We start from the raw sequence: 12,878 nt of genomic DNA on the forward strand, positions 1-12,878 counted from the left end.
CGGTTTTTATGAGCAGGAGCTTTAAGAATGCCAATTACAGTAGAAGACGAATTGCCAGCTATTGCACGTTTACGTCATGAAAACGTGTTTGTAATGCCAAAAACGCGTGCAAAAACCCAAGAAATACGCCCTATGCGTTTGGCTATTCTTAATCTTATGCCTAATAAAGTAGAAACCGAGGTACAGTTTATTCGCTTGTTGGCTAACTCTCCGCTGCAAGTAAATGTTGAGCTATTGCGCCTAGACACGCACCGCAGTAGTAGCAACTCAGAGCAACACTTAGATACTTTTTATCGTTATTTCTCAGAAGTAAAAAACAACAACTACGATGCACTGTTAATTACCGGTGCACCGCTCGCACATTTAGAGTATGAAGAAGTAGCGTATTGGGAAGAGCTCAAAGTAATTATTGATTGGGCCGAGCAACATGTAACTTCTACCTTGTTTTCGTGCTGGGCTGCCCACGCGGCCTTATTCCACCGTTATAATTTAAAGCGCAATTTAAAAGACAATAAACTCTGTGGGGTGTTTACCCACCAATGCTACTTTGCCCATGGTGCACTTACCCGCGGCTTTGACGATACCTTTTTAGTACCCCACTCACGCTATGGCCACATAGATATTAATAAAATAAACGCCTGTGAAGAGCTGGTGGTATTAGCAGGCTCTGAACGAGTAGGGGCGTATTTACTTAAAAATAAATCGGGCAGCCAAGTGTTTATTACCGGCCACCCCGAATATGATGCCGACAGTTTAAAAGCCGAATATGAGCGCGATTTACAAAAAAGTCCCGATGCGCCAAAGCCCGAAAACTATTTTCCTGATGACGATGTCAGCAAACAACCGTCTAAAACATGGCAAAGCCACGCGTTTTTACTGTTTTCAAACTGGTTAAATTATTACGTTTACCAAACCACACCCTATGATATTAACTTAGTTAGCCAAGACGTAAGGACTAACAACTATGCCGAATAATTCTCAAAACAATAAGCATCAAGAGCTGAGTGCTGCGCTCAAACAGCGCATTTTAATTTTAGATGGTGCAATGGGAACCATGATCCAAGCGCATAAGCTTGAAGAGCAAGACTACCGTGGTGAACGTTTTAAAGATTGGCACGTGCTTATTAAAGGTAATAACGATTTATTAAGCCTAACCAAGCCTGAAATTATTACTGATATACACCGCAGTTTTTTAGCCGCCGGTGCCGATATTATCGAAACTAACACCTTTAACTCGACCACTATTTCGATGGAAGATTACGACATGGCGAGCATAAGCCGTGAAGTTAATTTAGAGTCAGCTAAGTTAGCCCGTACTGTATGTGATGAATTTAGCGCTAAAACCCCAGAAAAACCGCGCTATGTAGCGGGTGTGTTAGGGCCAACATCTAAAACCTGTTCGTTATCGCCGGATGTAAACGACCCGGGCTATCGTAATATCACCTTTGATAAGTTAGTGACTGCGTATGTAGAGTCTACTCTTGCATTAATGGAAGGCGGCGCTGATTTAATACTTATCGAAACCATATTTGACACGCTTAATGCAAAAGCCGCCTCATTCGCGGTAGAAGAGGCGTTTGAACAAGCAGGGCGTACATTACCAGTGATGATATCAGGCACTATTACCGACGCCTCAGGCCGCACGCTTTCAGGGCAAACCACCGAAGCATTTTATAACTCTATTCGCCATATTAAGCCGCTTTCAATTGGCTTAAATTGCGCTCTTGGGCCAGATTTACTGCGCCAATACGTTGAAGAGCTATCGCGCGTGTGCGAAACCTTTGTCTCTGTTCACCCTAATGCGGGCTTACCTAATGAGTTTGGAGAATACGATTTAGAAGCAGACGACATGGCAAAAGAGATCATAGATTGGGGTAAATCGGGCTTTATTAATATTGTTGGCGGTTGCTGCGGCACTACGCCTGCGCACATTCGTGCCTTTGCCAAAGGGCTTGAAGGCGCAGCACCACGAAAATTACCAGAGCTTGAAGTGCGTATGCGTTTATCAGGCCTAGAAGCCTGTAACTTAAATTAAGGAGCCGCCAATGACCCAACAAATTGCAGTATTTACCAATGTCGGCGAGCGTACTAACGTAACTGGCTCGGCCATGTTTAAACGTTTGATCATGGAAGAAGACTACGAAACAGCCCTTAATGTAGCTCGCGAACAAGTAGAAAATGGCGCACAGGTTATTGATATCAACATGGACGAAGCCATGCTGGACTCAAAAGCCGCCATGGTTAAGTTTTTAAACTTAATTGCCTCAGAGCCTGATATTTCTAAAGTACCTATAATGGTCGACTCCTCAAAGTGGGAAGTTATAGAAGCAGGCTTAAAGTGTATTCAAGGCAAGGCCATTGTTAACTCCATTTCACTTAAAGAGGGTGAAGAGCCGTTTATTCGCCAAGCTAAAATTATAAAACGCTTTGGCGCCGCCGCTGTTGTAATGGCGTTTGATACCGAAGGTCAAGCCGATACTGCCGATCGTAAGTTTGAAATTTGTGAGCGCAGCTACCGTATTTTGGTCGACGAAATTGGCTTTCCGCCAGAAGACATTATATTCGACCCCAACATATTTGCCGTTGCCACCGGCATAGAAGAGCACGACAACTACGCCGTAGAATTTATTGAAGGCACCCGCCGTATTAAGCAAAATTTACCCCATTGTAAAGTGTCAGGTGGGGTGTCAAACGTATCGTTTTCGTTTAGAGGTAATAACCCGGTACGCGAAGCGATTCACTCGGTATTTTTATATCATGCGATAAAAGCGGGTATGGATATGGGCATAGTAAACGCAGGGCAGCTTGCGGTTTACGACGACATCCCCGAGGAACTTCGCAAAGCCGTAGAAGATGTAATTCTTAATACCGATCCAGGTGCAGGTGAGCGCCTTGTTGAACTTGCGCCTAAATATTCAGGCATGGCACAAGCTGAACGCGTAGAAGATTTAGAGTGGCGAACATGGCCTGTTGAAAAACGCCTAGAACACGCTCTAGTTAAAGGCATTACCACTTTTATAGATGAAGACACAGAAGAATGCCGTGCTGGCGCTGATAAACCTATTCACGTGATTGAAGGGCCATTAATGGATGGCATGAACGTGGTTGGGGATTTATTTGGCGCGGGTAAAATGTTTTTACCCCAAGTGGTTAAGTCGGCCCGTGTAATGAAACGCGCGGTCGCCTACCTTGACCCATTCATTGAAGCCGAAAAAGAGGAAGGCGCGACCAACGGTAAAATTGTTATGGCTACCGTAAAAGGTGACGTGCACGATATAGGTAAAAACATTGTAGGCGTAGTACTGCAATGTAATAACTACGAAGTAATCGACTTAGGCGTAATGGTACCTACCGAAAAAATACTGCAAACAGCAATTGACGAAAAAGCCGATATTATAGGCCTTTCGGGCTTAATTACCCCATCACTTGATGAAATGGTACATGTTGCCAAAGAAATGAAACGTCGTGGCTTTGAGCTACCACTCATGATTGGTGGGGCAACCACCTCAAAAGCGCATACTGCAGTTAAAATAGAGCCGCAGTACGACAAAGGCGTGGTGTATGTAAATAACGCCAGCCGCGCCGTGGGTGTGGTGTCTAATTTATTATCAAAAGAGTATAAAGCAGAATTTTTAGCTAAAACCACCGCCGAGTACGACAAAGTACGCGAACAACAAGCACGCAAAAAGCCGCGCTCAAAACCGGTTACCATACAGCGCGCCCGCGATAATGCAGCAAAGCTCGATTGGGATAACTACACGCCACCCGTGCCGAAAAAGCTGGGCGTGACCGAGTTTAAAAATGTATCAATCGCGACTTTACGCAAATACATAGACTGGACGCCGTACTTTATGACCTGGTCAATCGCCGGTAAGTATCCGCGCATAATGGACGATGAAGTAGTGGGTGAACAAGCACAGAGCTTGTTTAAAGACGCCAACGATATGCTCGACGACCTTGAAAAATCAGGAACTTTGCAACCACTAGGTGTAATTGGTTTATTCCCTGCAAACCGCGTGGGCGATGACATAGAAATTTACACCGACGAAACCCGCAAAGAGCTATTAACTACTTCGTGCCATTTGCGCCAGCAAACCGAAAAAACCGACTTTGCTAATTACTGTTTAGCCGATTACATTGCGCCAAAAGGTACGCCAGATTACTTTGGTGCGTTTGCGGTAACAGGTGGCTTAGAAGAAGACGATCTTGCTGACGCGTTCGATGCCAAGCAAGACGACTACAATAAAATAATGGTAAAAGCGGTTGCCGACAGGCTTGCTGAGGCCTTTGCCGAATACCTGCACGAGCAAGTGCGTAAAGAGTATTGGGGATATGCACCCGATGAAAACCTGCCTAACGATGAGCTAATTCGCGAAAACTACCAAGGTATTCGCCCAGCACCGGGTTACCCAGCGTGCCCAGAGCACACCGAGAAAAAGAAAATTTGGCAGTTGCTCGATACCGAAGAACGTATTGGTATGCAGCTCACCAGCTCGTACGCCATGTGGCCAGGGGCTGCTGTTTCAGGTTGGTATTTCTCACATCCACAAGCGAAATACTACGCGGTAGCGGCAGTACAAAAGGATCAGGTAGAAGACTACGCTAAGCGAACAAATATGACGCTCGCAGAAGCCGAAAGGTGGTTATCGCCTAACTTGGGGTATGATCCAGAATAAAAGAGCAGCAGTAAAAAGTTGAAGCGGTCAGTTTTTAGCTGTCAGCAATCAGTAAAAGAAAAACGAGCCAAATTAGGCTCGTTTTTTGTATGAGACTATTTATTTCATGGCTATAGATGAAATAAATAGGCCACCTGTACCTATCGTCAGTAAATAAATGCGTTTTAATCTGTAAAAGTTTGTCAGCTCTACTCAATAGAAGTTATTACAGTTATTGTTACTTGTTAATGTTTTGGTCTGACATAGGAGGCATATCGTTTATACATTTATCTTAACATTGTTTTTATACGTGGATGTAAAATAATTATAATACCTTTAGGTTATTATAATTTTATATTTAAGAGGTTAGACTCAAGATAAGTCTTTGTTCGCTATAAAAACAATAAAAAAGGATTGAATGATGTCGTTGGAAAGGACTATTAAGTTTATGCGAGACCTATACTCACTTGTTGATATGAGTCCATTGACGTGACTTATATATTTACAAAAACTGAGCGCAACAATTTAAAAGCATCGGTCTTTGAGACAAAGTCACTTTTATATTTGGCTGCAAATACAAAAAAGTACGCGGATATTACCGTACTGACCGTTGATTGTTTTAATGATGTTGCAGGTATGTGTGATAAAGAGAATCTATGGGACGTCCAATCGAAAGGTGAAAAGAATTTAACCCCTCTTAAAATTGGTACCTATTTAATAACTCTATACGAAAATTATACTTCTAAATTTAGTCCCTTCTTCCAAGAGTTTGTGTTTTTCATGCCAAGGCTGCATGAGCGTTACCTTGAGAATACATCTTTAAAAAATTACGGAATCAGTAATTTCAAAGAAAATCAACGAATTAAAGTACTTGAAGGACTAAGGTCTAAGGCAAACTTAGATGGAAATGTAGAGCTAAATAACTTTCTAGAAAAAGTACTATTTGTTGAAGATAGATCTAAAGAAAGTACTTACATAAAAGGTATTATGAAGTTTAAATCTTCTAATATAAAGGGGGATGATTTTTACACCGCAATATTCAAGGAAATTAGGGATAAGCAAACCGCTCTCAAAAATTCTGATATCGAAAATATTGAAATTAAAAGACCCAACGAGGTATTAGGGCTAAAAAGACACCTAACAAGCCAAGATCTTCAAGTATTCGTTTTAAATAGGCTAGTTGGTGGGGATGTATTTTCAACTAGAAAAAGTCTTCCTAGTAGCTATGCTGTGTTTACAAGATATATTGATGAGGATGATATAGAAGACCACGTTTTTGAAAGAAATGCAGAGCTTAGTCGAGCATTTTTTGATAAGAATAACCAAAAGTATTTTTGGCGATTATTCGCTGCTATTTTTGATTCTTTATCTAAAGAGCGCTCAAAAAAAGTCTTAGATGTAATCGGAGAGATTGATACCAGCTTAATACAAAAAACAGAGCATATGAGTGTTGATTCAATCAAATTTCTTGTTGCAATAATAAAGGATGGTCTAATCAGTGAAAATTAAGAAATTTGCTTTTGGTAGTGATTCGGTTTCTTTTATTGAGAGTCGTTTTGGCGAACATTTAAACATTATTTTTAGTAACGATAACAACAAAGGGAAAACCTTAGTGTTACAGGGAATTATGTATGCACTAGGAAATGAGCCAATTTTTCCAGCAGGGTTTGATAATTCAACTTATTACTTTTTCCTTGAATTTGAATTAGATAATAATACCTTTAAAATTCTCAGAAGGAATAATACATTTACAGTTTTAGTCGATAGCCAATTAAATATTCTCGAGTCTGCATCCGAGTTTAAATACTTTTTTGATAAAAATATTTTTAAACTGCCAGAAATTGTACATCGAGGATTACCCAAAATAGTTGACTTAAGCCTTTTCCTGCAAATTTTCTTTGTTGGACAAGATAAACGAGATACATCAAATATTTTTAATAGCGGATATTATAATAAATCTGACTTTATTGAGATGTTATATGCACTTAATGGCATTGCTGGAACTGAACTATCTAGTGACGAAATAAAAAAATTTAAAGGTGATTTAAAGCAGCTTAGAATTAAAGAAGCAAAACTATCAAAAGAAATTGATCGTTTTAATATTAATAAGGCTGTTCTTGAGAATGTTAAGTCTTCTGAAAGTTTCAAAGCCTTTAAAGAACAAGAGTTACGCCTTAAAAAGCTAAATGAAAATGTAGTTAAGCTTCGTAAACAAAGGTATTCCGAAAATACTAGGCTGAACAACCATAAAAATTTAGAGGCAGAGCTAAACTCTTTGAATCTAGCTATTAGTCTTGGGAAAGTACATTGTGATGAGTGTGGTAGTGAAAATATTACTTACAAATCAAAGAATGTTAATTTTGATATCAGTAATAAAGAAGTTCGACGGTCAATTCTTCTTTCATTAGAAAATAATATTATAATGAAAAAAGAAGCTGTCTCGCGAATCGATTATGAAATATCAGTTATTCAGAAAGAATTGAATAACGAACTTACTCAAGTATCACCAGAGCTAAGAGATTTAATATTATTTCAAGATGAGCTTAAAGATACAGGTGGATTGGATCAAGAGCGCTCAGATACACTGAAAGAGATTAGTTTGTTAACTCAGAAAATACAAGATTCTAGTACAAAGCAAGAAGGTTTCTCTAAGCAGCAGAAAGAATTAGTAGATAAGATCGTTAAAATTATGAACGAAATCTATTCTGTAATAGATGAAACCGGAGTTCAAACATTTACAAGTTTATTTACTAAGCGGTCAGTGAATTATTCTGGAAGCGAAGAGCAAGAATTTTATTTCTCAAAAATCTATGCGTTATATGTTGTTTTCAAACATAAATTTCCAATTATTATAGATTCATTTAGAGATCGAGAACTATCGAGCTTTAAAGAGTTAAAAATGATTGAAATATTTGAGAACTTAGATAAGCAAGTGATTGTTACATCAACTTTGAAAAAAGAAGAGTATATTGTTGAAAAATATGAGACTTATGGTGCAGTTACAGCTCTTGATTACAGTTCACACACTGATAGTAAAATATTAACAAGTACGCATAATAATGAGTTTTTGAATATCTGCAAAGAGTTTGGTGTCACGAGCTTATAACAGAGAAAAGGTGCAAATCTAACTTTAATACATTAATCAACATTACTAAAGTTTACTTTAGATAAAAAACCTATAGCTCTATGGGTCGATACTGACAGCTAAAGCCTTAAAGTAGAAAAGATAATGTTTTTTCTTAGGATTTATCTAGAACATCGCTTCAGTATTTCGGTTGCCCTCTTGATACAATAAAAACAAGGCTATTTTATGAAAACAATCGGTATGTTGGGTGGTATGAGTTGGGAGTCAACAGCCAGCTATTACAAAGCTTTAAACGAAGGCGTTAAAAACTCGTTGGGTGGGCTACATAGTGCCAAAATTTGTATGGTGAGTGTTGATTTTGCTGAAATTGAAGCAATGCAGCACCAGGGCGATTGGCAACAAACAGCCAATATTCTCACCGAGGCGGCTAAATCTGTAGAGGCTGGTGGTGCCGACTTTTTACTTATTTGTACCAACACGATGCATAAAGTGGCCGATGAAATTGCCAATAATATTACCATTCCTATTTTGCACATCGCCGATGCGACCGCCGAGCAACTAAAGCACGATAACATTACGCGAGTAGGATTGTTGGGAACGCAATTTACAATGGAGCAAAACTTTTACAAAGAGCGTTTAACCAATAAGCATAACATTGAGGTATTAATACCTGAGCCTAATGAGCGAAAGCGTGTGCACGAGGTTATTTATTCGCAGTTATGCCAAGGGATTATTGATGACGATTCGCGAGCCGATTATGTGCGTATTATAGAGCGCTTATTTGAGCAAGGCGCACAGGCCATTATTTTAGGCTGTACTGAAATCGCCTTGTTGGTAAAGCCACAACATACACAGGTTCCACTTTACGATACCACCAAAATACATGCCGAAGCAGCAGTAAAACTAGCGCTGGCAAAATAGTTAAGCTTGAGATAACAAAAAAACCGCCAATTGGCGGTTTTTTATTAGCAAGTAAAGCTGTTAACACGCTTTATATTAATGACCTTTCTCAAAGTCATTTACTTCGCGCTCGGCTTCATCTTTGGATTTACCGTATTTTTGCTGAATTTTACCAACAAGCTCTGTACGGCTACCTTCAATTTTATCTAAATCATCGTTGGTAAGATCGCCCCATTTTTGCTGCGCTTTACCTTTAAGTTCTTTCCAGTTTCCTTCGATACGATCGCTATTCATAGTTAGCTCCTTATTAAAAGTGATGATTTTTCATTTTAAAAGCGTTACTAATAAAATGATTTTTAACGTTCACTTATAAGGGTGCAAAGCCTATACCAGAAAGTGAAATGTTTGATTTCATTTATATATCAACTGGTTATGGTTTTTTGATACATAAGGTTTTTTAGCTGGTGGCGAGTTTTATAAAAATTCTGCAGGGTGGCTTGTAATTATTTCAGGGACTGTTACTTCAGGGCTGTTACTTCAAGGGGGATTATTGCAAGTACACTGTGCTGGTTTTTTATAAGTACAATAAAAAAGCGAGCTATTAAAGCTCGCTTTGCTGTTTAATAAAGGAATTAATGTCTAAAGCTTGGCATTAGCGCAGGAATGCCTGGTAGCATACCTACCATTGCCATTACACCGGTTAATAATACAAACATTATAAGTGGGATGACCCAGCGACTCATTCGCGATAAATCAGCACTTCTTTCTTTACAGCCAATAAGGCCCAAGTTATCAAGTAGCATAGTTAGTGACCAACCAAATGCAGGGTTTACTAGGCTTGATGCAAACACCACAATGGCGGCTGATTGGGTGGTTTTACCTTCACGGGTCATTTCCATACCCGCTTCAAGTAGTGGAATAAACACCCCTACAATTAATGCAACACACAATACTGGCTGCCAAATAGCTAAGTCCATTGGATAGCCCCAAACACCCGCGATAATACAAAATAACGCAGTTAAAATTGCGCCTGCAGGAATAGGGCGTTTTGCAATAGCAGCAGGAACAATGTAAGTGCCCCAAGATGACGCAAAGTTAGCACCGCCTAATAGCGAGCCAAAGGTTTGTCTTGTTGATGCGCTAAGCATGGTATCGTCAATATTCATTTGTACTTTTTCAGTACGCTCTGGGTAACTAATTTTTTGAAATACTTGATGGCCTAAAAAGTCAGGTGACCACATAGCAACCGCTAAAACTGCAAAAGGAAGAACAACTACAAAGCTTTCTGCTGTTGGTAAGCCAAGCATCCAACCAGTGTTTTCACCCCACCAGTACATAGGGTTCATATTTGGTAAGCCCGGTGCCGTATGAAACTCAAACGGTGCGCCCAATGCAAAAGCAGTAAAACCACCAATTAAACAGCTCAGTGGCACGGCTAACCAGCGTTTTTTGTAATGCTCCAGTAAAGCATAAAGTAAAATTGTGGCTAAGATTACAATAAAGGCAATATGGGTCATTTGAATTTCTTCAGCCCATGCAAACAGCTTTTTAACCTGAGAAATGGTACCCACAAAGCCTAAATAGAGGAGTAGGCCACCACACACCCCTTTACTGGTGAGCTTGGCCATGAGACTGCCGCCTTTACTAAATGCTAATATCAATCCAAAGGCTCCTATGAGCAAACCAAAGGCCATAGGGTGTCCGCCTGCGGCAACCACAATAGGAATTAATGGAATGAGTGGGCCATGAGTACCCGCTAAGTTAGCGGTCGGTAAAATAAAGCCAGAAAATAGTAAAATAAATAACGAAACAATTAAAAGTTCGTAGCGTACGTTTTCAAGTACAAAGCCATCACTTAACCCCAAAGGGCCTGCAAACGTGGCAGCAATGGCTGCAACCATCACAACTTTACCTATAGTAGCGGCCATTGCTGGAATGGTGTCTTCAAATTCAAAGCGATAATCTCTAAACGGTAAATTTGGACGCCAGCGTTTTGGCTGCATAATTTGCAGTTCGTGCTCTAGATAAGCGTCGCGGCTTTCAAACTCAGAGCTGGGTTTATGAAGATTTTCATAGCTATCGGACGCGGTTTGAGTATCCGCTCCTGGTATAGCATCAGATGAATTATCATCTAGCGGCTTGGTGGTCATGACTTCTCCTGCAACTTAGTTGCTAACTCAAAATAAAAATACAGCTTTTACAAAGCAAATGAACGTTGAGTGCGCAGGGTAAAACAGCTTGCTACATATTGTAATTAGGCAAAAGGTCGTGCATAGCCCAGTTTAACGCTTTGTAAATGTTAACAAAAATAGCAAAGGGATGTGTTGTAACTGGCTTGTTAAATTTAAAAGGTCTTTAAATTCAGTGGTTTATTGTTTTGTTTTTACAGTGTGATCTTGTCATGCAGAATAGCGAAAAGGTCATAAAATCAGCAGATTCAGCAGCAATCATTCTTTAGTCTAATAAAGGTGACGTTAGCCGCTATTTGCTTATTATAAATACAATTAGCCGCAAAGTTGCACAAAAGCTAATAATACTAAGTTTTAGCGGAACAACTATTTTTGGACTCAAGATAGGGTTTTAAAAGGTAATAATAGGAGTAAAGTAAAAATATAGCGCAAAGTGACTAAACAAGAAAATGCCTTTATGTAACGTATTTATAAAGGCATTTCTGGGTAAGCTTGTTTGTTTTCACCGCCAGTTAAGCGCTGTAACAACCGACGCTGGCTTGAGAGTAATTGCCCTGAGCGTTCATTCATTATTTTGCAGGTTTTAGTTTTTAGCTCAAGCTGATGCAATAGCTTAGTAGTAAGGGTGTTTATATCAACAGGTAGAAGCGCGGTTAATTGTGCTAAACCTTCTTTGCCACCTTGTAAGCCTAAACTCACCAAAAAGCCATCGCGCTGGTTGTGCGATTCATTTAAGCTTTCTAAAAAGCCGAGCATTTTTTTATTATGTGTTTCTAGCTGCACATTACGTTGGCTTAGCAATTCGTATTGCGTTTCAAGTAATTCAATTAACGCGTCTAGCTTAGTAATGTCTTGTTGCAGACTTACAATATACTCTTTTACAGTTTTCATTTTTTATGAAGTTCAACCATAGCGTTAACGGTTTCATCAATGTTAATTTTAAATTCACCACTGGCAATTGCCGCTTTCATCATGGCTACTTTATCCATATCAACGTCTGGTTTTGCAGCTAAATCTTGAAATGTTGAGTCTATTGATTTACTTAATGCACTCACTGAGTTTGCTTGCTCTTGTTTAGTCGCTACAGGTTGTTGCTCTGGTTTTGCATCCAGTGAAGAACGCTGGTTTGTTTTTTGGCTTTGATCAACCGTAGTGGTTGTTATTGCACTTATATTCATTGTTTATTACCTAATTCGTTTATCGAATTTATATTGCTTAGTTTATATCAGCGACCAAGTACAAGCATTACTTAACTTTTATTTCGACATTTTTTAAAATGCCGCCTCTGCCACACCTTGCGCAATTACTCTGCCTTGAACAACTTTTTTTGATGATAAATTTTTTACATTAATAACCTCACCAAGCTGGCCATCTTCAAGAGCAATGGCTTTAACATTGGCCGAGAAAGTTGCGGTATTTATTTGCAGTGAAATATGCTCATTTTTATTGATTAAATACTGCTTTTCTAGGTATCGGGTGGAGACCACCGTGCCTTTATCAATCTCGCGTTTAACGGTGAGTCCAACTAGCTGGTCAATATCGGTTTCGCCTTGGTGGCGGTGCTTACCTAAATCCACGCTTTTATATTCTAAGTCTTGCTTATTAAGCACTTTACCTCGGTTTAAAGTGTGCTTGGCAGCTACTAGGTTTATCCACACACTTACTTTGGCACTGGCTCTAAAACGCCAAGCAGGCGATGGGCAAGATACAGAAATACTCACCCTGCCTGCAGGTGGCGTGTGATTTTGTGAGCGAGTGATTTGCAATTCATCACAGCTTAAATTTTCGCTGCCTTTAGGAATAAATAATTCTATATCTTGTCGCTGACTTTGCGAATTAACTGAGCGCAAATAGCTCTTAATTTCACTGTGCAAAAACTGCCGAATTTCTTTATCAAAATTAATGGGGATGGCCATAGCATGAGCTGGCAGAAGTCCAATAGTTAAAAGTAAGCGGAAAAGCCAACGCTTCCCTTGGGGAAGTTTAGCTTCCGTGTGCTGGGCTGTTTTTTGCTCTTTTTTTATGTAAGTCATTGAAAAAATATACCTT

11 protein-coding genes are annotated in these 12,878 nt (G+C 39.6%); 6 read left to right on the forward strand and 5 right to left on the reverse strand.

Annotation, left to right across the window (positions count from 1 at the left end; translation table 11 throughout):
* Positions 1-27: 27 nt before the first annotated feature.
* The 6 genes from CWB77_RS00575 to CWB77_RS00600 all read left to right on the forward strand — a co-directional run bounded on the left by CWB77_RS00575 (position 28) and on the right by CWB77_RS00600 (position 8,661).
* Complete coding sequence (locus CWB77_RS00575; protein WP_138620842.1) at positions 28-975, forward strand: homoserine O-succinyltransferase; 948 nt, start codon at positions 28-30, stop codon at positions 973-975.
* A complete protein-coding gene (locus tag CWB77_RS00580; RefSeq protein ID WP_138620844.1) occupies positions 965-2,035 on the forward strand; it encodes a homocysteine S-methyltransferase family protein in 1,071 nt (356 codons plus the stop codon). Before CWB77_RS00575 ends, CWB77_RS00580 begins: the two co-directional genes overlap by 11 nt.
* Before the next feature lie 10 nt (positions 2,036-2,045).
* The gene (gene metH / locus CWB77_RS00585; protein ID WP_138620846.1) at positions 2,046-4,676 is read left to right on the forward strand and encodes a methionine synthase; all 2,631 of its coding nucleotides are present in this window, start codon (positions 2,046-2,048) and stop codon (positions 4,674-4,676) included.
* A 468-nt stretch (positions 4,677-5,144) separates the two neighbouring features.
* Entirely contained in the window at positions 5,145-6,164 is a 1,020-nt protein-coding gene (locus CWB77_RS00590; RefSeq protein WP_138620848.1) for a hypothetical protein, read from the forward strand.
* Positions 6,154-7,761, forward strand: a complete 1,608-nt coding sequence (locus CWB77_RS00595) for a coiled-coil domain-containing protein (protein WP_138620851.1) — start codon at positions 6,154-6,156, stop codon at positions 7,759-7,761. The genes CWB77_RS00590 and CWB77_RS00595 overlap by 11 nt, the downstream gene beginning before the upstream one ends.
* A 204-nt stretch (positions 7,762-7,965) precedes the next feature.
* Entirely contained in the window at positions 7,966-8,661 is a 696-nt protein-coding gene (locus tag CWB77_RS00600; protein ID WP_138620853.1) for an aspartate/glutamate racemase family protein, read from the forward strand.
* Between the two features lie 75 nt (positions 8,662-8,736).
* On the opposite strand, the gene CWB77_RS00605 is transcribed toward CWB77_RS00600, so the two are convergent.
* From CWB77_RS00605 to flgA, 5 genes are all read right to left on the reverse strand, one after another.
* Positions 8,737-8,934 (reverse strand): CsbD family protein, encoded by a 198-nt coding sequence (locus tag CWB77_RS00605; RefSeq protein WP_008111942.1) that lies wholly within the window; start codon positions 8,932-8,934, stop codon positions 8,737-8,739.
* Between the two features lie 338 nt (positions 8,935-9,272).
* Positions 9,273-10,790 (reverse strand): DUF3360 family protein, encoded by a 1,518-nt coding sequence (locus CWB77_RS00610; protein WP_138620854.1) that lies wholly within the window; start codon positions 10,788-10,790, stop codon positions 9,273-9,275.
* A 507-nt stretch (positions 10,791-11,297) separates the two neighbouring features.
* Positions 11,298-11,720, reverse strand: a complete 423-nt coding sequence (gene flgN / locus CWB77_RS00615) for a flagellar export chaperone FlgN (protein ID WP_010391136.1) — start codon at positions 11,718-11,720, stop codon at positions 11,298-11,300.
* Positions 11,717-12,007 (reverse strand): flagellar biosynthesis anti-sigma factor FlgM, encoded by a 291-nt coding sequence (gene flgM, locus CWB77_RS00620; RefSeq protein ID WP_138620856.1) that lies wholly within the window; start codon positions 12,005-12,007, stop codon positions 11,717-11,719. The genes flgN and flgM overlap by 4 nt, the downstream gene beginning before the upstream one ends.
* Positions 12,008-12,100: 93 nt before the next feature.
* On the reverse strand, positions 12,101-12,862 hold the full coding sequence (gene flgA / locus CWB77_RS00625; protein WP_138620858.1) for a flagellar basal body P-ring formation chaperone FlgA: 762 nt from the start codon (positions 12,860-12,862) through the stop codon (positions 12,101-12,103).
* Positions 12,863-12,878 lie beyond the last annotated feature (16 nt).

It is taken from the genome of Pseudoalteromonas sp. S1610 (assembly GCF_005887465.1).
In the GTDB taxonomy this organism is placed as follows: domain Bacteria; phylum Pseudomonadota; class Gammaproteobacteria; order Enterobacterales; family Alteromonadaceae; genus Pseudoalteromonas; species Pseudoalteromonas undina.